The sequence below is a fragment of the Streptomyces sp. NPDC001380 genome (assembly GCF_042895785.1).
GTDB lineage: Bacteria > Actinomycetota > Actinomycetes > Streptomycetales > Streptomycetaceae > Peterkaempfera.
This window is the reverse complement of sequence record NZ_JBIAWP010000026.1, coordinates 22942-44515: the sequence shown is the minus strand read 5'-3', so window position 1 is coordinate 44515 and position 21574 is coordinate 22942. Positions and strand designations below refer to the sequence as shown.

General features: G+C 75.7%; 20 protein-coding genes. 3 read left to right on the top strand and 17 right to left on the bottom strand.

All coding sequences use genetic code 11. The features are described from left to right. Positions 1 to 73: 73 nt before the first annotated feature. Both ACFY07_RS25095 and ACFY07_RS25090 read right to left on the bottom strand, forming a co-directional pair. Positions 74 to 676 (bottom strand): GNAT family N-acetyltransferase, encoded by a 603-nt coding sequence (locus ACFY07_RS25095; RefSeq protein WP_390871822.1) that lies wholly within the window; start codon positions 674 to 676, stop codon positions 74 to 76. A 252-nt stretch (positions 677 to 928) separates the two neighbouring features. Then, a complete protein-coding gene (locus tag ACFY07_RS25090; protein WP_230746462.1) occupies positions 929 to 2212 on the bottom strand; it encodes an adenylosuccinate synthase in 1284 nt (427 codons plus the stop codon). Positions 2213 to 2346: 134 nt separating this feature from the next. Between ACFY07_RS25090 and ACFY07_RS25085 the strand changes: the two genes are divergently transcribed. Further along, positions 2347 to 3426, top strand: a complete 1080-nt coding sequence (locus ACFY07_RS25085; protein ID WP_390871821.1) for a diacylglycerol kinase — start codon at positions 2347 to 2349, stop codon at positions 3424 to 3426. 113 nt (positions 3427 to 3539) lie between these two features. On the opposite strand, the gene ACFY07_RS25080 is transcribed toward ACFY07_RS25085, so the two are convergent. From ACFY07_RS25080 to fbaA, 5 genes are all read right to left on the bottom strand, one after another. After that, the gene (locus ACFY07_RS25080) at positions 3540 to 4766 is read right to left on the bottom strand and encodes a cytochrome P450 (RefSeq protein WP_390871820.1); all 1227 of its coding nucleotides are present in this window, start codon (positions 4764 to 4766) and stop codon (positions 3540 to 3542) included. Then, positions 4763 to 5740 carry an alpha/beta hydrolase gene (locus tag ACFY07_RS25075; RefSeq protein WP_390871819.1) on the bottom strand — a complete coding sequence of 326 codons (978 nt, stop codon included), beginning with the start codon at positions 5738 to 5740 and terminating at the stop codon, positions 4763 to 4765. Before ACFY07_RS25075 ends, ACFY07_RS25080 begins: the two co-directional genes overlap by 4 nt. Further along, positions 5733 to 6635, bottom strand: a complete 903-nt coding sequence (locus tag ACFY07_RS25070) for a tryptophan 2,3-dioxygenase (RefSeq protein WP_390871818.1) — start codon at positions 6633 to 6635, stop codon at positions 5733 to 5735. Before ACFY07_RS25070 ends, ACFY07_RS25075 begins: the two co-directional genes overlap by 8 nt. Before the next feature lie 81 nt (positions 6636 to 6716). Further along, a complete protein-coding gene (locus tag ACFY07_RS25065; protein WP_390871817.1) occupies positions 6717 to 7130 on the bottom strand; it encodes a DUF3151 domain-containing protein in 414 nt (137 codons plus the stop codon). An 86-nt stretch (positions 7131 to 7216) separates the two neighbouring features. Beyond that, positions 7217 to 8245 (bottom strand): class II fructose-bisphosphate aldolase, encoded by a 1029-nt coding sequence (gene fbaA, locus ACFY07_RS25060; protein ID WP_390871844.1) that lies wholly within the window; start codon positions 8243 to 8245, stop codon positions 7217 to 7219. A gap of 238 nt (positions 8246 to 8483) precedes the next feature. On the opposite strand from fbaA, the gene ACFY07_RS25055 reads away from it, so the two are divergent. Further along, a complete protein-coding gene (locus tag ACFY07_RS25055) occupies positions 8484 to 9221 on the top strand; it encodes a DedA family protein (protein WP_230746441.1) in 738 nt (245 codons plus the stop codon). Positions 9222 to 9412: 191 nt separating this feature from the next. On the opposite strand, the gene pyrE is transcribed toward ACFY07_RS25055, so the two are convergent. The 9 genes from pyrE to ACFY07_RS25010 all read right to left on the bottom strand — a co-directional run bounded on the left by pyrE (position 9413) and on the right by ACFY07_RS25010 (position 19550). After that, the gene (gene pyrE, locus ACFY07_RS25050; RefSeq protein WP_230746438.1) at positions 9413 to 9952 is read right to left on the bottom strand and encodes an orotate phosphoribosyltransferase; all 540 of its coding nucleotides are present in this window, start codon (positions 9950 to 9952) and stop codon (positions 9413 to 9415) included. Between the two features lie 35 nt (positions 9953 to 9987). Next, entirely contained in the window at positions 9988 to 10863 is an 876-nt protein-coding gene (locus tag ACFY07_RS25045; protein ID WP_390871816.1) for an aldose 1-epimerase, read from the bottom strand. Between the two features lie 148 nt (positions 10864 to 11011). Then, positions 11012 to 12079 carry a hypothetical protein gene (locus tag ACFY07_RS25040; RefSeq protein ID WP_390871815.1) on the bottom strand — a complete coding sequence of 356 codons (1068 nt, stop codon included), beginning with the start codon at positions 12077 to 12079 and terminating at the stop codon, positions 11012 to 11014. 239 nt (positions 12080 to 12318) lie between these two features. Beyond that, entirely contained in the window at positions 12319 to 13896 is a 1578-nt protein-coding gene (locus tag ACFY07_RS25035) for a fused MFS/spermidine synthase (protein WP_390871814.1), read from the bottom strand. Positions 13897 to 13988: 92 nt separating this feature from the next. Continuing rightward, a complete protein-coding gene (locus tag ACFY07_RS25030; RefSeq protein WP_390871813.1) occupies positions 13989 to 14513 on the bottom strand; it encodes a DUF2617 family protein in 525 nt (174 codons plus the stop codon). Between the two features lie 133 nt (positions 14514 to 14646). Continuing rightward, on the bottom strand, positions 14647 to 14895 hold the full coding sequence (locus tag ACFY07_RS25025; RefSeq protein WP_390871812.1) for a hypothetical protein: 249 nt from the start codon (positions 14893 to 14895) through the stop codon (positions 14647 to 14649). A gap of 158 nt (positions 14896 to 15053) precedes the next feature. After that, entirely contained in the window at positions 15054 to 15602 is a 549-nt protein-coding gene (locus ACFY07_RS25020; protein WP_230746427.1) for a YbjN domain-containing protein, read from the bottom strand. Between the two features lie 345 nt (positions 15603 to 15947). Continuing rightward, entirely contained in the window at positions 15948 to 18572 is a 2625-nt protein-coding gene (gene clpB, locus ACFY07_RS25015) for an ATP-dependent chaperone ClpB (protein WP_390871811.1), read from the bottom strand. 387 nt (positions 18573 to 18959) lie between these two features. Next, complete coding sequence (locus tag ACFY07_RS25010; protein ID WP_230746418.1) at positions 18960 to 19550, bottom strand: hypothetical protein; 591 nt, start codon at positions 19548 to 19550, stop codon at positions 18960 to 18962. Between the two features lie 720 nt (positions 19551 to 20270). Between ACFY07_RS25010 and ACFY07_RS25005 the strand changes: the two genes are divergently transcribed. After that, positions 20271 to 20462 (top strand): hypothetical protein, encoded by a 192-nt coding sequence (locus ACFY07_RS25005; RefSeq protein ID WP_390871810.1) that lies wholly within the window; start codon positions 20271 to 20273, stop codon positions 20460 to 20462. A gap of 46 nt (positions 20463 to 20508) precedes the next feature. On the opposite strand, the gene ACFY07_RS25000 is transcribed toward ACFY07_RS25005, so the two are convergent. Continuing rightward, positions 20509 to 21555 carry a helix-turn-helix domain-containing protein gene (locus ACFY07_RS25000; protein ID WP_390871809.1) on the bottom strand — a complete coding sequence of 349 codons (1047 nt, stop codon included), beginning with the start codon at positions 21553 to 21555 and terminating at the stop codon, positions 20509 to 20511. Positions 21556 to 21574: the final 19 nt, after the last annotated feature.

Sequence of the window (21574 nt, the reverse complement as noted above, 5' to 3'; positions counted from 1 at the left end):
CCCCCGGCGGGCGACACCCTGTCAGCCGGCGCGGCCCGCGGGCCCGCCGGACGGCGCCGCTCGGGCCCGCCGGTCAGCCCCGGGCGAGGCGCGCGGTGAGCCGGGCCTTCGCGGCGGGCCACTCGTCGGCCAGCATCGAGAAGTACACGCTGTCGCGCCAGCTGCCGTCGGGGTACCGGCGGTGGCGGCGCAGGACGCCCTCCTGGACGGCGCCGAGGCGGGCGATGGCGGCGCGGGAGCGCTCGTTGCGGTGGTGGGTCTTCCACTGCACGCGCCCGTAGCCGAGGTCCTCGAAGGCGTGGGCGAGCAGCAGCAGCTTGGACTCGGTGTTGACGGCGGTGCGCCAGACGGCGCGGCCGTACCAGGTCCAGCCGATCTCCAGCCGCTCGTCCTCCTCCACGACCTCCAGGTAGGCGGTCCAGCCGACGGCCCGGCCGGTGGTGCGGTCCACGACCGCGAAGGGGACGCAGAGGCCCCGGCCGGCGTCGGCGAGCAGCTGTCCGGCGAGGACGCGCAGCTCGTCCTCGGTGCGGGGGGTGCGGTGGGGGAGCCAGCGCCACACCTCGTCGTCCCCGCCACCCGCGGCGAACAGGTCGGGCAGGTGGGCGGGGGCCAGCGGCTCCAGGCGGACGCGGCCGCCCTCCAGGACGGTGGGCACGGGTGTGGCGGCGGGCATGGACGGGACTGTAGCGGCCGATTGCACTAGAGGCAACGGGGTTCTGCACCAGTGCAATAGGGTCCGGACACGGCGGTGGGGGGGGGGGGGGGGCCGCGGCGGGGCCCCCCCCCCCCCCCCCCCCCCGGGGGGGGGGGGGGGGGGGCGCCGCCGGCGCGGATCCGCCGGCGGCACCGCCGCCGCCCCGGCCCGCGGGGGCCGGGGCGGCGGTCACCGGACCCGGGTCGCAGGACCCGTGTCACGGGACCCGCGTCACAGGAAGGAGTTGATCTCGATCGTCTCGGTGCGGCCCGGGCCGACGCCCACGGCCGAGATCGGGGCGCCCGACATCTCCTCCAGCGCCTTCACGTACGCCTGGGCGTTCTTCGGCAGGTCGCCGAAGGTCTTCGCCTTGGTGATGTCCTCCGACCAGCCCGGCAGCATCTCGTAGACCGGCTTGGCGTGGTGGAAGTCCGACTGGTTGTACGGCAGCTCCTCCACCCGGCGGCCGTCGATCTCGTAGGCGACGCAGACCGGGATCTGCTCCCAGCCGGTGAGCACGTCCAGCTTGGTGAGGAAGAAGTCGGTGAGGCCGTTGACCCGGGTCGCGTAGCGGGCGATCACCGCGTCGAACCAGCCGCAGCGCCGGTCGCGGCCGGTGGTCACGCCCCGCTCGCCGCCGATGCGGCGCAGCGCCTCGCCGTCCTCGTCGAAGAGCTCGGTCGGGAACGGACCGGAGCCCACGCGGGTGGTGTACGCCTTGAGGATGCCGATGACCCGGTCGATGCGGGTGGGCCCGATGCCGGAGCCGGTGCAGGCGCCGCCCGACGTCGGGTTGGACGAGGTCACGAAGGGGTACGTCCCGTGGTCCACGTCCAGCAGGGTGCCCTGGCCGCCCTCGAGCAGCACGACCTTGCCGGCGTCGAGCGCCTGGTTGAGGACGAGCGTGGTGTCGGCGAGGTACGGGCGGATCTTCTCGGCGTAGCCGAGGTACTCCTGGACGACCAGCTCGGCCGGCATCGCGCGGCGGTTGTAGAGCTTGACCAGGATCTGGTTCTTGTCGTGGAGGGCGGCCTCCACCTTCTGCTGCAGGATCGACTCGTCGAAGAGGTCCTGCACCCGGATGCCCACGCGGTTGATCTTGTCCGCGTAGGCGGGCCCGATGCCGCGCCCGGTGGTGCCGATCCGCCGCTTGCCCAGGAAGCGCTCGGTGACCTTGTCGATCGTCCGGTGGTACGGCGTGATCAGGTGCGCGTTGCCGGAGATCAGCAGCTTGGAGGTGTCGATGCCCCGCTGCTCCAGACCCGACAGCTCGGAGAGCAGCACGCCCGGGTCGATCACGACGCCGTTGCCGATCACCGGGGTGCAGTTGGGGCTGAGGATGCCGGAGGGGAGGAGGTGGAGGGCGTACTTCTGGTCGCCGACGACCACCGTGTGGCCGGCGTTGTTGCCGCCCTGGTAGCGGACCACGTAGTCCACGGAGCCGCCGAGGAGGTCGGTGGCCTTCCCCTTGCCCTCGTCACCCCACTGAGCCCCGACGAGCACGAGTGCGGGCACAGGCGTACACCCCTTCCGGGCGGGGCATCCTGGCGGCGGAAGGCCGCCGGATTCGGCCCCGAGATAGACGAAGCCCCTGGCGCAACAGCGCAAGGGGCTCTTGCACCGAGAGATTACCTGAGGAAGGACCGCTGGTGTCGTCCGAGCACACGGCAGGGCAGCCGCTGCTGGTGGTCATCGACCCCGCCGCCCGGCGGGCGGACGGGGAGTCGGTGCGGATCGCCGGGGACGTGCTCCGCGGCGCCGCCGCGGTGAAGGTCGCGGTGCCGGAGACGGCGGCGGAGCTCGACCGGGTGCTCGCCCACCGGGGCCGCAAGCGGCCGGTGGTGGTGGGCGACGACCGGGCGCTGCAGCGGGTGGTGCAGACCCTGCACCGGCAGCGGGAACTGGGCGCCGGCGCGGTGGGCCTCATACCGGTGGGCGGCACCCCCTCCACCGCGCTGGCCAGGGCTTTGGGCGTCCCGACGGAGCCGGTGGCGGCGGCCCGGGCGGTCCTGGGCGGCGGCGAGCGGAGCCTGGACCTGCTGGTGGACGACAGCGGCGGGGTGGTGCTCGGCGGCCTGTGCATCCCGGGGCGTCCGCCGCTGCGGCCGGGCGTCCGCGGCAGCGGGGAGAACCGGCCGGCGGCGGACGCCGGGCCGCACCCCGGGGCGCCGGGGGCCGACGGCCCGCCGGACGGGTGGCCGACGGCCGTCCGGGCGTACGAGGACGGGGAAGGCCCTCCGTGCTGTTCGCTCTCGGCGAAATCCGCTGCGGCCGGGCAGACGACCCCGGCGAAGTCCGGCTGGCGCTCCCTGCTGGTGCCGGCGCGGCTCGGCCGTACGGCCCGCAGCCTCGCCCGCGCGGTGCTCGCCGGACCGGCGGCCGCGCACGACGGACCCGGCCAGCGGCTGCGGATCGAGGCCGACGGCACCCTCCTCGCCGACACCGACCGGCCGGTGCACCTGGTGGCCGTCCGGCTCGCCGCCCTCGCCGCGCTCCACGGGGAGGCGGTCTGGCGGCCCGGGCCGGCCGACGGCGCGGTGGAGGTGCTGGTCCGCTCCCCCTCGGCGGCCGGCCACGGCCTGCGGGTCCGGGCCCGCACCGTCACGGTCTCCGGACGCGGCTTCAGCTACGAGGCGGACAGCGGGTTCGCCGGGCCCGTCCGCTTCCGCACCTGGACCGTCCGGCCCGCGGCCTGGCGGCTCACGGTGCCCTCCGCGCGGCATTCCTGACGCACCGCCATGAACGGGCGGCGGCCCCGGCCGGGCGGCGCCGGCCGGAGGCACCGGCGGGCCGGGGCCGGGGCCGCCGGGCCCCGGCCGGCCGCCTCCCGCAGGCCGGTCCGTCACACCTCGACGGGCAGCTCCGCCAGGCCGCGGATGACGTAGCCGGGCCGCCACTGCGGCTCCCGCACCGGCGACAGCCGCGGCGCGGCCCGCAGCACCGCGCCGAAGGACTCGGCGAGCTCCAGCCGCGCCAGCGGGGCGCCCAGGCAGAAGTGGATGCCCGCGCCGAAGCTGATGTGGGGGTTGTCGGCCCGGGCCAGGTCCAGCCGGTCCGGGTCCGCGAACCGCGCCGGGTCCCGGTTGGCGGAGCCGAACAGCAGCGCCACCTCCGAGCCGCGCGGGATCCGCACCCCGGCGACCTCGATGTCGTCCAGCACCCACCGCTCGAACATCTGCAGCGGCGTGTCGTACCGCATCAGCTCCTCGACCGCGGTGGGCAGCAGCCGCTCCGGGTCGGCCCGCAGCTGCGCGAGCCGGTCCGGGTGGCGCAGCAGCGCCCACCAGCCGTTGGCCGTGGTGTTCACGGTCGCCTCGTGGCCGGCGTTGAGCAGCAGCACGCAGGTGGAGACCAGCTCCTGCTCGCTGAGCCGGTCCCCCTCGTCGTGGGCGGCGACCAGGGCCGAGACCAGGTCGCCGCCGGGGTTGCGGCGGCGCTCGGCGGCCAGGGCCCGCAGGTAGTCCGAGAACTCCGTGGAGGCCCGCACCGCGCGGGCCGCCGCCTCCTCGGAGGGGTTCAGCTCGAACATGCCGGTGATCGCCTCCGACCAGGGCCGCAGCAGGCCGCGGTCCGCCTCCGGGACGCCCAGCATCTCGGCGATCACCGCGACCGGCAGCGGCTCGGCGACCCGGGCCACCAGGTCGCCCCCGCCGTCCGCGACCAGGCCGGCCGCCAGCTCCTCCGCGAGCCGCCGCACGGTGGGGCGCAGCGACTCCACCATGCGCGGGGTGAAGGCCTTGGACACCAGGCGGCGGATGCGGGTGTGGTCGGGCGGCTCCAGGTCGAGCAGCCCGTGCCCGTTGAGGGTGTGGAAGGGCTCGTGCTCGGGCGGCGGCGGGGTGCGGCCGAACTCCTCGTGGCCGAAGCGGTGCAGGTAGGTGCGGCCCAGACGGCGGTCCCGCAGCAGCGCCGAGACGTCCGCGTGGCGGGAGACCAGCCACTGGCCGGTGGGCTCGTAGCGGGCCACCGGGGCCTGCTCCCGCAGCCGGGCGTACACGTCGTAGGGGTGCGCCACGAAGGCGGGCGACCAGGGGTCGAAGCCGAGGGCCTCGGCGGACGGCGCGTTCACCGGCCTCCCTCCTCCGGGGCCTCCGGGGCGCCGTCCGCGGGCGGGGCCGCCGGGGCCGCCGTGGCCGCGTCCAGGGCGCGCAGGGCGTCCAGCAGCACCCCGCACGCCGCCGTGCCGGGGTCCACGGGCGCGAAGTGGCCCACCCCGGGCAGCGGGAGCATCCGCACCGCCGGGTCGGCCGCCGCGTACGCCCGGGAGCGGGCGACCGGGACGTCCGGGTCGTCCTCGCCGTGCACCACGACGGTGGGGACCCCGGTCGGCCCGAGGGCCGCCGGGTCCGCGTACGGCAGACGCTCCGCGACCCGGTCGGCACCGCCGAGGAAGGCGGCCGCGGCACCGCCGCCGCTGCCGTCCGCGACGGCGGCGGCGAGGTCGGCCACCGGGGCGACGGCGAGCACGCCGCGCGGCCGCCGCCCGCCGCGCCACGGCGCGTCGGACGGGAGGAGGTGCCGGGCCGCCGCCCACAGCGCCAGGTGCCCGCCGGCCGAGTGGCCGAGCAGCAGCGGCGCCCTCCCCGAGGACGGCACGTCGGCCGCCAGGGTGCCGGACGCCGCGGCGTCGACCAGCGCGGCGGTGTCGTCCAGGGTCCCCGGCCAGCCCCCGGCGCCCCCCACCCGCCGGTACTCCGCCAGCACGGCGTGGAAGCCGGAGGCGGCCAGGTGGGCGGCGAGCGGCGAGAGGTGGCGCCGGTCGTACTGCTGCTTCCAGAACCCGCCGTGGAGCAGCAGCACCGTGGGGGCGTCCGGGTCGGCGGCCCGCCACAGGTCGCAGACCTGGTCCGGGTGGCCGCCGTAGCGCAGGGTCCGCGGCGGCTCCGCCGGCGGCCTGCCCAGGGCCCGGCGCTCCTCCTCGGCGGGGCCGCAGGCGGCGGCGGTCGGCGGGGCCGCGGCGGTCGGCGGGGCGGCGGCGGACACGGCGGGGCGGGCGGCCGGGGCGGCGCGGTGCGGTCCGCCGCCCAGCAGGGCGTCAGACATGGCTGCGGGCCGTCCACAGCTCCGGGAAGACCGAGCGCGCGGCCCGCTTCTCCAGCCACGCCACGCCCGGCGACCCGCCGCTGCCCGCCTTGGCGCCCATGGCGCGGCGGGTGGCCAGCAGGTGGTCGCTGCGCCAGCGCCACACCAGTTCGCCGACGTCGGTGAGCACCTCGCCGAGGGCGACCGGCGGGCTGCCCTGGGGGCCGGCGTAGACCTGCCGCCACACCTCCTCGACGCCGGGGTGCGGGGTCCAGCGCTGCGTCACGTCGCGGTCCAGCACCTCCCGGGGCACCGGCAGGCCCTGCCGGTGCAGGTGGTCCATCACCGCGTCGTAGAGGCACGGCTCGGCGAGGGCCGCCTCCAGCTCCGCGTACACCCGGGGGTGGCCCCGGTGGGGGCGGAGCAGCGACAGCGACTTGTCGCCCAGCAGGAACTCCACCTGCCGGTACATCGCCGACTGGAAGCCCGAGGCCTCGCCCAGCGCGGTGCGGTAGGCGTTGAACTGCGCCGGGGTGAGGGCGGCGATGGGCCGCCAGGAGTCGTTGAGCGCCCGGTGCGCGGTGAGGCTGCGGCGCAGCGCCTCCATCGCCCGTTCGGTGTCGTCCTTGAACAGGGCGTCCCGGGCGGTGCGCCACTCGTGGACGAGCAGGGTGAACCACAGCTCCATGACCTGGGTGGTGACCAGGAAGGCCATCTCGCCCGGATCGTCGGAGAGCGGCTGCTGGAGGCCCGTGAGCACGGAGGCGTGCACGTAGTCCTCGTACGGGGTCGTCCCCTCGAACTCCAGGGTGGGTGTGCCCTGCGCGGAGTCTCCGGTGACGGCGGCGGGATTGGTGTCGGGGTCGTTCACAGGGGTCTCCTCATCGGCTCCGCGAACCGTTGTGATCCCTATCATGTGCCCCGGTCCGGGGGGAAGGGCCGCCGGTGTGCGCCCCCGGCGCCGCCGCGGCGGGCGGCGCCAGGGGCGGGGCGGCCGTCAGCCGAGGGTGTCCGCCGCGGTGGGCGAGCTGTCGCGCAGGAACTGGGCGCAGCGCTCGGCCTCGGGCTTCTCGCCGATCGCGTCGGCGGCGCGGGCCAGGGCGTGCAGGGCGCGCAGGAAACCGCGGTTGGGCTCGTGCTCCCACGGCACCGGGCCGTGGCCCTTCCAGCCGCTGCGGCGCAGCGCGTCCAGGCCGCGGTGGTAGCCGGTGCGGGCGTAGGCGTAGGACTCGACCACCCGGCCGCCGGCGAAGGCGTCGTCGGCGAGCTGCGCCCAGGCCAGGGAGGAGGTGGGGTGCGCGGCGGCCACCTCGGCCGGGGAGGCGCCGGAGGCCAGCAGCTCCGCCGGCTCGGGCTCGGCGGGCAGGTGCGTCGGGGGCGGGCCCCCGAGCAGGTTCTCGTGGAGGTTCATGGCACCAGTCTGACGGGTGGGCCCGACGGGTGCGGGCACGCCGGTGCCCCGGCGCGGGAGTCCGCGCCGGGGCGCCGGGGTGACGCCTACTTGAGCTTCGCGCCGGCGGAGCGCAGGCTCTGCGCGGCCTCGACGACGCGGGAGGCCATGCCGGCCTCGGCGAGCTTGCCCCAGGTCCGCGGGTCGTAGGTGGACTTCCGGCCGACCTCGCCGTCGACCTTCAGGACGCCGTCGTAGTTGCGGAACATGTGATCCACGACCGGGCGGGTGAAGGCGTACTGGGTGTCGGTGTCGATGTTCATCTTGACGACGCCGTGCTCCAGGGCGGTGGAGATCTCCTCGGCGGTGGAGCCGGAGCCGCCGTGGAAGACGAAGTAGAACGGGTCCTTCCGGCCGAACTTCGCACCCACGCCGTCCTGCAGCTCGCGCAGCAGCTCCGGCTTGAGGACGACGTTGCCCGGCTTGTAGACGCCGTGGACGTTGCCGAAGGAGGCGGCCAGCAGGTACCGGCCCTTCTCCCCCAGGCCGAGGGCCTCGGCGGTGCGGACCGCGTCGGCGACGGAGGTGTACAGCTCGTCGTTGATCTCGTGGGAGACGCCGTCCTCCTCGCCGCCGGTCGGGGTGATCTCGACCTCGAGGACGATCTTCGCCTTGGCGGCCTCGGCGAGCAGCTCCTGGGCGATCTCCAGGTTGTCGGCGAGGGTCTCGGCGGAGCCGTCCCACATGTGGGACTGGAAGAGGGGGTTGCGGCCCTGGGCGACGCGGTCCTGCGACACCTTGATCAGCGGGCGGACGTAGCCGTCCAGCTTGTCCTTGGGGCAGTGGTCGGTGTGCAGCGCCACGGTGACCGGGTACTTCTCGGCCACGATGTGCGCGAACTCGGCCAGCGCCACGGCGCCGGTCACCATGTCCTTGCTGTACTGGCCGCCCAGGAACTCGGCGCCCCCGGTGGAGATCTGGATGATGCCGTCGCTCTCCGCCTCGGCGAACCCGCGCAGCGCGGCGTGCAGGGTCTGCGACGAGGTGACGTTGATGGCCGGGTAGGCGAACTTGCCCGCCTTGGCCCGGTCCAGCATCTCGGAGTAGACCTCGGGAGTTGCGATGGGCATGCGAATCCGCTCCTGTCGGTGTGCGGTGTACGTACGGTGAACGCCTGTGCCATCCTCCCAGAAGAGGCCCTGGGCTTCACCTTCCTGCCCGTCAGGCGGGACGGCGGGCGCGTCGGCGCCGGACGGGCCGCGGCGGGGGAGGGTCCGGAGGCGGGGGACGGCGGGCGCCCGGGCCCCGGGTGCGGCGCGGCCGCCGCAGGGGCGGACTCGTGGTCGCCGGAGGCCGTCCCGCTACTCTGCACCGGTGGACACGACGACGCTCGCGCTCAACCTCCTCGACGCCAAGTCGCTGATCTCCTCGCTCGGCGCGATCGGGATCCTCGCGATCATCTTCGCCGAGACGGGCCTGCTGATCGGCTTCTTCTTCCCCGGCGACTCCCTGCTGATCCTGGCCGGCGTGGCCGCCTCCGGCGCCGCCGCCAAGGTCTTCGGCGAGGGCGTCCAGATGCCCATCGCGGCCCTCCTGCTGGGCGCCCCCCTGGCGGCCGTCGCGGGGGCGCAGCTGGGCCACCTCATCGGCGCCAAGGTCGGCCCGCGGATGTTCGACAAACCCGAGTCGAAGGTCTTCCGGCGGGAGTACGTGGAGAAGGCCGAGTACTACTTCGGCAAGTTCGGGCCGGCCAAGGCCGTGGTCATGGCCCGCTTCATCCCCATCGTGCGGACCTTCCTCAACCCGGTGGCGGGCACCCTGGAGATGCCGGCCCGCACCTTCTTCGTCTGGAACGTCGTCGGCGGCGTGCTGTGGACCGAGTCCATGCTGCTCATCGGCTACCTCACCGGCGACCAGCTGGCCGGTGTGATCGACAAGTACCTCATCCCGGCCATGGCGCTCATCGTGCTGCTGTCGGTCTCGCCGATCCTGGTCGAGGTGTGGCGCGAGCGGCGGAAGAAGAAGGCGGGCCTCGACCTCGAGCCGGAGGTCGACGCCCCGTACGCCCGGGACACGGCCGGGCAGGGCGGCGGGCGGCACCGCCGGCGCTGAGCGGTCCGGTACACGGCCGGGGGGGGGGGGGGCCCGCGGGGCCGGCGCCCCCCGGCCCCGCGCCGGGCCCGGGGGGCGCCCCCCCGGGCGCGGTGCGGTCGGTTACACGGCCGAGGGCGGATGTTCCACGTGGAACATCCGCCCTCGGCCGTGTACCGGACCGGTCCGGCCCCCGCCGTCCGGGGAGGCGGTCAGTCCAGGCCGAGGTCGCCGGGGACGTAGGCGGTGTAGTAGGGCAGGCCCGCCTCCTTGACGGCCGGGGCGGCGCCGCGCTCCACGATCACCGCGACGCCGACCACCTCGGCGCCCGCCTCGCGCAGCGCCTCCACCGCGGTCAGGACCGAGCCGCCGGTGGTGGAGGTGTCCTCCACGGCCAGCACCCGGCGGCCCCGGACGTCCGGGCCCTCGATCCGGCGCTGGAGGCCGTGCGCCTTGCCGGTCTTGCGGACGACGAAGGCGTCCAGGCGGCGGCCGCGGGCCGCGGCGGCGTGCAGCATCGCGGCGGCGACCGGGTCGGCACCCAGGGTCAGGCCGCCGACGGCGTCGTACGGCAGGTCGGCGGTGAGGTCCAGCATCACACGGCCCACCAGCGGGGCGGCCTCGCCGTCGAGCGTGATGCGGCGCAGGTCGACGTAGTAGTCGGCCTCCTTGCCGGAGGAGAGGGTGACCCTGCCGTGGACGACGGCCTTGTCCTTGATCTGCGCCAGCAGGGCGTCACGGTCGTTGCTCATGGACCACCAGCCTAGTTCGCCCGGCGGCCGGCGCCTCACGGGCGCTCCCACCGCCAGACCGTCTCCGCCTCCAGGGGGTCGATCGGGGTGACCATGCGGGGCCGGGTGTTGAGGCCGTTGGGCGGCCCGCTCTGCGGCTCGAAGCAGAGGGCGTCGCCCAGCTGGTCGAAGACCACCGCCCAGCGGCAGTCGCTGGTGACGGTCATCCGCAGCAGGTCCGGCCAGTCCAGGACGGCCCGGACGCCGTCCGGCATGCCGAAGCAGTCGTCCCAGGGGCCCGGCTGCGGCTCGATGCGCCGGCCGGTGGGCAGGTGGTCGGCGCCGCGCTCCTCCTGCCACGCGGGCGCGAAGTCCACCTGGAGCGGCCGGCTGCCCTCCGGCGCGCCGAGGGGGTGCCGCAGGAACCAGGGGTGCCAGCCGACCTGTGCCGGGAAGGAGTCACCGCGCGTCTCCACCTCCAGGGTGGTGCGCAGCTCGTCCGGCCCGAGCACGAAGCGCTGGGTGACCCGTCCGGGGTAGGGCCACGGGTCCGCCAGGTCGTGGACGAAGACGGCCTCCCGGTCGGTCGGCGGCGCTGCGAGCCGCCAGGCCCCGGTCAGCGCCGTGCCGTGGATCGCGTGCGGCGGCAGCACGTCGGTGGGCAGCCGGTGCCGCACCGGGCCGTTGTTGAAGACCCCGCGGTCCACCCGGCCGGCCCAGGGGACCATCGGGAAGCTGCCCCAGCCGAAGAGCCGGTCCGAGGGTGCGGCGTCGGGCTCCGCCGGGGGCCGGCGGAGGAGTTCCAGGCCGCCGATGCGCAGGCTGCCGAGGCGGCAGCCCGCGTCGGGCAGCACCGTCAGCGCGGCCTCGCCGGCGGTGAGGCGGACGGCGGACGGGGTGTCCGGGAGGAGGTCGGCGGCAGCGCTGGTCAAGGGGGCTCCGTCTTCGTTGCGGCGGGCGGGCGGGGTGGCGGGGCGGGAGGCGGACGGGCGGGGAGGTCGCACGGGACGGGGCGGAGGGGCGGAGAGGCAGGGCGGAGGGGCGGGGCGGAGGGGCGGGCGGCGGGCCCGGCCGCCCCGGTCAGCGCCTGCGCAGGACGCGGGCCAGCGCGACCGCACCGCCCACCACGGCCGCCCCGCCCCCGATCACCCAGGGCAGCAGGCTGCGGTCGGCGTCCGGCGCGGCCACCGGCGTGGCCGGTCCGCGGTCGGCGCCGGGCCTGCGGGCCGCCACCCTGCCGCGGGCGCCGCGGGCGGGCAGCGCCGGCGCGTACCGGCCGCGGGGCGGGGCGTGGTCGACCTCCTCCGCGGAGCGGCCCACGATGGAGCGGCGGACCGGCCCGTCGAGCGGGTCCGCGCCGTCGGCGCCCCCGGCCGCGGCCCGGCCGCCGGGGAGCGGGTCGCCGGGGAGCGGGAGGGCGCCGTGGTCCGGGAGGGGGGCGGCCCCGGGGGCGTCCGGGTCCTCCAGTCCCTCCAGCTCCTCCAGGCGGGCGTCGACCGTCCCGGCGGCCTCGGCGGGCACCTCCGGTCCGTCCGCCGCCGGGTCGTCGATGTCCCCGGCGTCACCGGTCCGGTCCTCGGGGGCGGCGGCCCCGGCGGAGCCGTCCCCGGCGGGGTCGCCGGCGGCGTGCTCCGCGGCGAGCGCGGCGGCCGTCCGCTCCAGCAGACGCTGTCCGGCTGCGGCGGCCGCCGCCGGATCGGCCTCGGCCAGGCGGCCCTGGACGGCGACCTTGCCGGTGACCACCAGCACCGCCGTGCCGGAGCCGGCGGGCCCCTCCTCGACGGCGACGCGCAGGGCCAGGGACACCTGCCCGGCGCCGCGCACCTCGCGGGCCTCGGCGGTGACCGAGACGGCGCCGTCCCCGCCGTCGCCGTCCCCACCGTCACCGTCCCCGCCGTCGCCGTCCGGGGCGACGGCGAACTCGCCGCGGTAGGTGATGCTGGCGCCGCCGACCCGCAGGCGCAGCCGCCCGGAGACGGTGCCGTCCGCCCGGTCCGGCCCGCCGGAACCCGGTCCGTCCGGCTGCGGCACTCCGGGTTCAGGACCGTCGACGGTCAGCCCCGGGACGCACCGGGCCAGCAGGCCGGGTTCGCGGAGCGCCTGCCGGACGAGCCGGGCCGGAAGCGGGACGGGGACCTGATGCTCCATGTGGGGAGCCTACCCACCTGCCGCGGTCGCGAAGGGCCTTGCGCCGTGGACGCGCGGACCCCGGCCCGCCGACCCTCCCGCCGCAGGTCCGCAGGCCCCGGCACAGCCCCTGGACGGCCCCGGCGGCGGTCGGCGCGCGGAGCGCAAGGGGGGCGTGCGGCGTGAGCCGGGAGCGGGCGGCAGGGCGGGCGGCAGGGACGGGCGGTGAGCGGTACGGGCGGCGGTGCTCCGGGGTGTCCTCACCGCAGCGGCCGGAGGAGGGTCTCCGGGGGCGGGAGCGGACCGGTGCCGGAGGCCGCGGGGACGGCGGGGGGAACCGGACGCGCAAGCGCCCCGCCCCCGGGCGGCGCGGCGAGGAGGAACCCCTGGTCCGCCGTGCTCCCGCAGCCGGACGCGGCCTGGCGCACGGTGTACGCGGCGGTCCGCAGCGGCACGGCGCGCAGCGTCGCCTCCACGGTCCTGAACCGGCCCCGGTCGGCGGTCCCGGACCCCGCCCCGAACGGCCCGGCCGCCACGGCGAGCCGGCCGCGGGGGGCGAGCAGGCGTGCGGCCAGTCCGTAGAACTCCTCCGTCCGGAGGTCCGCGCCGTGCGCGCCCCCGGGCCCGGGCGGGTCGACGAGGACGACGTCGAACGGGGGTTCGGCGGCCGCCGCGCCGCGCAGCCAGACCAGGGGGTCGGCCGCGGCGACCAGGACCCGGGGATCGTCCAGCGCGTGCCCGTTGAGCGCGGTCAGTGCCGGGTCGGTGCGGGCGAGCCGGGTGACGTCGGGGTCGGGCTGCACGGCCACGACCCGGCGCACGCCCGGGTGCCGCAGCACCTCCCGGACGACGAGGCCGCCGCCCCCGCCGAGGACCAGCACCCGGCGGTGCGGGCCGGCCATGGCCGGCCGCGTCAGGGCCTGCGGGAGGCGGTCCCGGTCGGCGGCGCACAGGACGGGCCGTCCGTCGAGGTAGAGCCGCAGTCCGGCGCCGGAGGCCGTCCCGGTGAGGACGACCTCCTGGTGGAGGCCCTGTTCGGCGAGGCGCACCCGGTCCCCGTAGAGCGTCCGCCGGGCGGCGCGCTCCACGGCGGGGGTGCCGCACGCCGCCGCGGCGAGCGCGGCCAGCACCAGGCCGCAGCCCGCCCGGAGCAGCAGGCGGGTGCGCGGCGGCGACTCGTCGCGGAAGAGCCACAGGGCGACCGCGCCGCCCGCGACCGCGTTGACCGCGCCGGCCAGTATCGCCCCGGCGGCCTGGCCGAGGGCCGGGAGCAGGAGGAAGGGGAAGGCGAGGCCGCCGACGAGGGCGCCCACGTAGTCGGCGGCGAAGAGGTCGGCGACGGCGTGGCCCGCGTCCTCCCGGCGGATGCGCTGGACGAGGGTCATCAGCAGCGGGATCTCGGTACCGACGAGCACCCCGATCAGGGCGGCGAGGCCCACGGTGGCGGTCCGGCACCCCCCCAGCCAGGCCCAGCAGGCGTACAGGGCGAGGCCGGAGAGGCCGCCGGTCAGGGCCAGCAGCGACTCCACGACGGCGAAGGCCGCGGCCGGGCGCCGGGTGAGGCGCTTGGCGAGCAGTGAGCCCAGGCCCATGGCGAAGACCATCACCGAGAGGACGAGGGAGGTCTGGGTGACCGGGTCGCCGATCAGCCGCCCGCCGAGGGCGACCAGCTCCAGTTCGTAGACCAGCCCGCAGGCCGCGCAGACGAAGGCGGCGAGCAGCACGAGCAGCCGTGCCGGCCCGGACGGTGCCCGGGTGCGGGCGCGGGTGCGGTGCGGGGCGGCAGGCGGGTCGCCGACGGGCCGGCGGACGGCCGTTCCGGTGGACTGGTCGATCACGAACAAACGCTAGGGGAAGACCGCGGGAATTCTCGTCACCCGACCGGGGGACACCGATGCGGAATTCCACGGCCGTTCGACCGGAAAAGCGATTACCGAACAGATTCCGCATGGGCCGGCGCGACCAGCGCGGACCGGGTGCAGACCAGGGTCCCCTCCTGCGGGTAGGCGTGCCAGGTGCGCCAGCGCAGCCGCCGCCCGTCGCCCGCCGCCACCAGGGCGGTGAAGGCGCTGGGGTCCCCGGGGAAGACCCCGGCCAGCCCGCTCGGATGCCCCTCCACCAGCTCGATCAGCTCCTGGGCCCGGGCGGCGAAGGCGGCCGGGGCCAGGGTCTCCACCCTGGCCGCGAAGTCGTACTCCCAGCCCTGGACGTGCTCGGCGACGCGGGCCGGCAGCGGCGCGCGCCGCCCGGGGAGGCAGGCCACCGTCTCCGAGCGGATGCCCTGCCCGGCGGCCAGCACGACCTGGTGCGACGCGCCGAGCAGGCGCAGCTGCAGGGCCACCGGGCCGAACTGGAGGTCGAGCACCGCGAGCGCCGGGAGCGGGCCGCTGCCGAGGCACCAGGCCAGCTCCCCGGCGCGGGTGTCGGTGTAGGAGGTCTGCAGTGTGGTGAGCATTCTCCGCTCCGCGTGCCCGCCGGCGCGGCCGGCCGTGGCGGTAAAGATCGTCCGGTGACTCAGAGAGGAAAGCACGAATTCCGCCCGCCCGTGGGGGATTTACCCGTACGAGCGAGGAATCACCAGGGGCCTTTCAGCTGGAGCCGCACCCCGATCCGCAGCCCGACCCGCAGCCGTGGCCGCCCCCGCAGGAGTGGCCCCCGCCGCAGGAGTGGTGGCCGCCGCCGGAGCTCCCGCCGGAGTCCCCGCCGGCCCACCACGAGGAGGAGGAGTCCGATCCGGTCCTGCGGCCCTTCCGGCGGCCGCCCCCGCGGCTCCTCCCCGACGCGGCGGCGACGGCCGCCACGGCCAGGACGACGGCGGCGACGATGACGAAGCCCATGGTGTCCCCCTTTGTTCCCGCGCATCCGTGCGCGTGCCGCGTATGTGCCCTCCGCGCGATGCGGCCAAAGCGGACTTGAGCAAGTCCAGAGGTACCCGGCACGGCGGAAGGGCCCGCCCCCGGCAGGGGGGCGGGCCCTTCGTCGCGGACGGGGAGGCTCAGGCCTCGTCGGAGCCGGGCTCGGACTCGCCGTCCTCGCCGTCGACCTCCTTCTGCAGGCCCAGGCGCTCGGCCATCCACTGCTCGAAGCCGACGGCGGCGTTGGTCCAGTTCGCGGTGGTGGTCACGAAGTACTCCAGGTTGACCCCCATGCCGACGATCATCTGCGACTCACCGATGAGGCGGACGACGCCGTCCTCGTGGGTGTGCGTGTAGACCTTCGGCCACAGGGTGTCGCGGTTCCACTCGTCGACCAGGTCGAGGATCTCGCCCTTCTGCTCGATCGGGTAGGCCCGGTCGTAGAAGGAGCGGACGGCGAAGAGCTCGTTCTCCTCGCCACGGAACATGTAGTAGACGCGGAAGCCCTCCCACGGCGCGGTGAGGTCGCCCTCCTCGTCCACGACGTGCTTGAGCTGCATCTGGTCCAGCAGCTGCTTGACCAGCTCCTGGTCCGGCACCACCACCGGCGGTGCGGGGTTCGGCTGACCGCCGCCCGGCTGCTGCGGGGGCATGCCGAAGGACGGGATGGAGGACGGGTCGATGCTCACGGCTGGTCCCTTCGAGACGGTTCGGCTGCCATCCTCCCCCATGGCGCCGCCGTGGCGCAGCGCCCGCCCGGAGCCCGGCGGCGGGGCGGTCCGGACGCGGTGCCGCGGGGCGGGGCGGCGGGCTCCCGGCCGCGGGGCCGGGGGTCCGGAGGACGGCCGGCGGCGGCTCGGGCCCGGACGCTGCCGCCGCCTCCCCTCAGCCTGCCCCGCGGGCCTCCCCCGACACGCCCGGGACCCGCCGGGACCGCGGGACGCGCCGGCCGGGCACGGCCCCGCGGGACGTCCCGCCCGCCGCGCGGGCGCGCGGCGGGCGGGACGTCCACGGGCCTGCCGGGCGACGCGCGGTCAGAGGGTCTCGGCCGGCGACGGCCGCTCCCCCGCCGGTCCCACCGTGAGCCGGTCGACGGCCTCGTCGCGGTCGACGGCGACGGTGTCGCCGTCGTGCACCCGCCCGGACAGGATGGCCCGGGCGAGCTGGTCGCCGATGGCGGACTGCACCAGGCGCCGCAGCGGCCGGGCCCCGTACGCGGGGTCGAACCCGGTGAGCGCCAGCCAGTCGCGGGCTGCGGGGGTGACCTCCAGCGTGAGGCGGCGGTCGCGGAGCCGGTCGGCGAGCCGGGCGACCTGGAGGTCGACGATCCGGGTGAGCTCCTCGGTGCCGAGGGCGTCGAAGACCACGATGTCGTCCAGCCGGTTGAGGAACTCCGGCTTGAAGGCGGCGCGCACGCTCTCCAGCACCAGCTCCTTCTTGCGCTCCTCCGGCGTCGCCGGGTCCACCAGGAACTGCGAGCCGAGGTTGGAGGTGAGAATGAGGATGGTGTTGCGGAAGTCCACCGTCCGGCCCTGGCCGTCGGTGAGGCGGCCGTCGTCCAGCACCTGCAGCAGCACGTCGAAGACCTCGGGGTGGGCCTTCTCCACCTCGTCCAGCAGCACCACGCTGTACGGGCGCCGCCGCACGGCCTCGGTGAGCTGGCCGCCCTCCTCGTAGCCGACGTACCCGGGCGGGGCGCCGACCAGCCGGGAGACCGAGTGCTTCTCGCCGTACTCGCTCATGTCGATGCGGACCATCGCCCGCTCGTCGTCGAAGAGGAAGTCGGCGAGGGCCTTGGCCAGCTCGGTCTTGCCGACGCCGGTCGGGCCGAGGAAGAGGAACGAGCCGGTGGGCCGGTCCGGGTCGGCGATGCCGGAGCGGGAGCGCCGCACCGCGTCGGAGACGGCCTGGACGGCGGCGGCCTGGCCGATCAGGCGGCGGCCCAGCTCCTCCTCCATGCGCAGCAGCTTCGCGGTCTCGCCCTCCATCAGCCGCCCGGCGGGGATGCCGGTCCAGGAGGAGACCACGTCGGCGACGTCGTCCGGGCCGACCTCCTCCTTGACCATGGAGGAGGTGGCGGAGTCCTCGTCCGCGGCGCGGGCCTGCGCCTCCGCCAGCTCCTGCTCGGCGGCCGGCACCTCGGCGTACATCAGCCGGGAGGCGGTCTCGAAGTCGCCGTCGCGCTGGGCGCGCTCCAGCTGGCCCTGGAGGCCGTCGAGGCGCTCCTTGAGCTCGCCGACCCGGTTGAGGCTCCGCTTCTCCTGCTCCCAGCGGGCGGTCAGGCCCGACAGCTGCTCCTGCCGGTCGGCGAGGTCGCGGCGGAGCTTCTCCAGCCGGGCGACGGACGCCGGGTCGGACTCCTTCTCCAGCGCCATCTCCTCCATCCGCAGCCGGTCGACGGAGCGCTGCAGCTCGTCGATCTCCACCGGCGAGGAGTCGATCTCCATCCGCAGCCGGGACGCCGACTCGTCGACCAGGTCGATGGCCTTGTCCGGGAGGAAGCGGGAGGTGATGTAGCGGTTCGACAGGGTCGCGGCGGCCACCAGGGCGGCGTCGGCGATCTGCACCTTGTGGTGCGCCTCGTAGCGGCCCTTGAGGCCGCGCAGGATGGCGATGGTGTCCTCGACCGTGGGCTCGCCCACGAAGACCTGCTGGAAGCGGCGCTCCAGCGCCGGGTCCTTCTCGATCCGCTCGCGGTACTCGTCCAGGGTGGTGGCGCCGACCATCCGCAGCTCGCCGCGGGCCAGCATCGGCTTGAGCATGTTGCCGGCGTCCATCGCCGAGTCGCCCCCGGCCCCCGCGCCGACGACGGTGTGCAGCTCGTCGATGAAGGTGATCACCTGGCCGTCGCTGGACCTGATGTCGTTCAGGACGGCCTTCAGCCGCTCCTCGAACTCGCCCCGGTACTTCGCGCCCGCGACCATCGCGCCCAGGTCGAGCGCCACCAGGCGCTTGCCGCGCAGCGACTCGGGCACGTCGCCGGCCACGATGCGCTGCGCCAGCCCCTCGACGACCGCGGTCTTGCCGACGCCGGGCTCGCCGATGAGGACGGGGTTGTTCTTGGTGCGGCGGGAGAGGACCTGGACGACCCGGCGGATCTCCTGGTCGCGGCCGATCACCGGGTCCAGGCGGCCGGAGCGGGCGGCCTCGGTGAGGTCGGTCCCGTACTTCTCCAGCGCCTTGTACGTGCCCTCGGGGTCGGGGCTGGTCACCCGGGCGCTGCCGCGGACCTCCCGGAACGCCTCCAGCAGGGCCTTCGGGGTGGCGCCCTCGGACGCCAGCACGTCGGCGATCTGGCCGCCCTGCGCGGCGACGCCGACCAGCAGGTGCTCGGTGGAGACGTAGGCGTCGTCCAGCTCGGACGCCCGCTTCCCGGCGTCGGTGACGACCGCCATGGTCTCCCGGGCCAGCTGCGGGGCGGCCACGGTGGAGCCCTGGGCGCTGGGCAGCGCCTCGGCCAGCCGCCGCGCGGCGGCGCCGACCCGCTGCGGGTCGGCGCCGACCGCCTCCAGCAGGGGGCGGGCGGTGCCCTCGGGCTGCTCCAGCAGGGCGAGCAGCACGTGCACCGGCGCGACGTCGGGGTTGCCCGCGTTCGCCGCCTGCCGGATCGCGGCCGACAGGGCTTCCTGGGTCTTGGTGGTGAACTTGCTCGCGTCCACTGCTCGCGCTTCCTCCGTGTCGCCGGGTGGCGGTCGGCGGCACCGACCTGCCTCGTCCAACGTGAGACAAGTTGAGTCTAACCCGCTCAACGTGGCATGGCGAGCCCTTCCGGGGCGCGTCCCGGCCCTTCCGGGCCCCGTACCCTGCCGCGGCGTCCCGGCCACCCGTACGCGCGCCGGCCCTCCCGCCGCTCACGGGCGGCGGGGCGGCAGGGCCGGACCGCAGGGCTGGCGGGCTGCCGGGCTGCCGGACCGGATGACGGCAGGACGGCGCCCGCCGCGGGCGCGACCGGCCCGCGGCGGGCAGCAGCGGCGAACGGCGGACGGCCGGCTGCTTCCGCAGCCGGCCGTCCGCCGTCGTGTGGGGTCCCGCGCGCCGCGGGCGGTTCAGCCCTCGCCGACCGCCGCCCGGTGCAGGCTGTACAGGTCGTCCTGGGGGGCGGTCCAGAAGCCCTCGGCGTTGGACAGCGCCATGCCCGCCCAGTCCAGGGCGGTCTCCACGGTGTGCGCCAGGGCGTCGGGGGACCAGGTGTCGTCGAACACCAGGGGCAGCACCGGGGCGACCTGCTCGATGGTGGCGATCAGCGGGTTGTAGGTGACCGCCTCCTCCACCAGCAGCACCACGGGCTTGCGCAGCGCCGACGCCCAGCCGAGCTCGAGGCTGACGCCGGCCGAGAGGGGGGCGCCCACGTAGGCGAAGACCAGGTCCGCGGACTGCATCGCCCGGTAGTCCGAGGGGACCCTCGGCTCGGGCACCCGCCCGGCCACCGTCCACGCGTCGCTGTGGTGCGCGCTGAAGACGGCGGCGCCCGAGCGGAGCAGCGCGGCGCGGAGCGCGGTCAGCCGGGTACGGCTGGCCAGCGTCACCACACTGTCCGCGGGGCCGGTGAGCCGCATCAGCGGTGCGGCGAGGAACACCCTGGCCCGACGCGGGGTGTGCATGCGATGGGCGCCGGGGCGCATGAAGACATCACTCATTGTCGACTCCGGGGGAACGGCCGACCGGGGGGAGTGCCAAGCCCCTGGTGACGGTGCGGTATGCGGGGGACGAACGGCGGCCGGGCCCGGCGCCTTGAGGGGGTAGCACCGATCGTCCACTGGGCACACACCGGGCGTCCACTGGCACCGGGTGTCATCTCGCCGCCTGGCATCGACATGACGCACCACCCCCGCCGACCGGCGGGGGTCCCCGCCGATCGGCGGGCGCACGGTGGGACGCGCGCCGGCCGCGGACGGTTCCGCGCTGGTCGGAGGGCTGCATGTCCGTGCAAACGCACCAAGATGACCTCCGGCCGGCCTTGTCCCCGGAGGCTCGCCCGCGAAAGCGTGGAGTCGCACCGGAGGCGGGGCGTGCGGCCCCGGGGAGCCTCCTGTGCCGGCAGCCGTGCGCCACCGCCGGACGCCCCGTCCCCTCGGGGGAGGGACGGGGTCGTGACGTCGCACGGCCGCCGGGGGTTGCGGCCGGTGCAGCGAACACCGGTCGCAGCCCGGGCTTCCGGCGGCAGGGATCGAACGGGAAACGTCAGGATCCGACATTCCGGAAAATTGCGGAAATCGGTATCCGCTGTCGCGAATAGGGAACTCGTGGTGGAGCGGTGACACGCGGCCACGCAATGCGTCATCATGAGTGCATACGTTCGCCCTGCGGTGCCGAGATCGAGGAGCCGTCGGGGGCCTGATCCCGAAAGGAGGGGAACCGTGCGCAGATTGCGCCGCATCGTCGTCCCCGCAGTGTTCCTCGGCGTGGTTCTGGCCACAGGAGCCGCACCGGCCATAGCCTCCGACCTCGTCTGGGACACCGGATCGATGCGCGACACCCAGGCCGGCGCCCTTTCCGTCCAGACCGTCAAGCTGGTTCCGACGTCGGCGAACGACCTGGTGTGGGACTGATCCGGACAGCTCCGGAGACCGCTCGGGTCTCCTGCGCGGCCGCAGGTCAGAGTGAGGGGTCGAGGGCGAACTCGCCGCCTGGTCCGTCCAGCAGGTAGGGATCCTGCGCCATCTTCCAACCGAGCTGGAAGAGGGTCTCGACCCCGAAGTCCTCGCGGAGCTCGGCGATGTGACGCGCCAGTGTCCGCTCGCTCAGGCCCAGGTTCCGGGCGATCACCCGGTGGTTGATCCCCTGCATCATGAGACGGACGATCTTCATCCGCAGATGGGACACCACCTCGCGGGGGACGTCCGCACTCCCGGCGAAGGGTATGGAGCGTTCCCAGAGCCCCTCGAAGGTGCTGATGAGGTAGCCGATGACAGCCTCGTCCCGCACGAAGGCGGCCCGGCTGGTGTCGGCGCCCACCGGGATCAGCGCGACGCTGCGGTCGATGACGATCAGGCGGACGAAGGATTCGGCCAGCGTTCTGAACTGGGCTCCCTCCTTCGTCATGAGCTCCACGTACTGCCGGGTGGGCGCGGAGTACCGCGCGCTCGGCTGGTAGATGGTGCGCCGGGAGACGCCCCGGCGGAGCACCATGATGTCGCGGTCGATCGCCGTCTTCATCGTGCCGGACCCCCTGCCGCCTCCGGGCTGGGCGGCGAGCACCTCCTTGGAGCACTCCTCGAGGAGGGACACCAGACGCTGGTTGATCTCCACCTTCCCCTCGACGTACTCGATGGGGCCGCCCGCCTCCGGGGCCCTGCCCACCCCCTCGTACGCCTCACTGAGCTCGTGCAGGTCGGCAGGCAGCGCGACGGACCTCGCCAGGAGGTCCAGCGCCTGCCTCTGCCAGGAGGAGGTCAGATGCACCGTGAGGCGCTGGGGGTCGACGGCCGTGAGGGCGTCGGGATCGTCGAGGTCGGGCACCAGCAGCCCCAGGTCCTCGAGCTCGCGGCAGGCGTCCGGCCCTCCCGGGAGGTCCCCCGTGCGGACGAGTCTCCTCGGCAGGCGCCCCCCGGCGCCGAGGACGTACAGGTAGAGCGAACGCGCCTCAGCGGAGAGCATTCCGCCGGGCCCGTTCACCGGACCGGCCTCCCCTGCAGCGCCCACCCCAGGCTCCCTCGTCCTC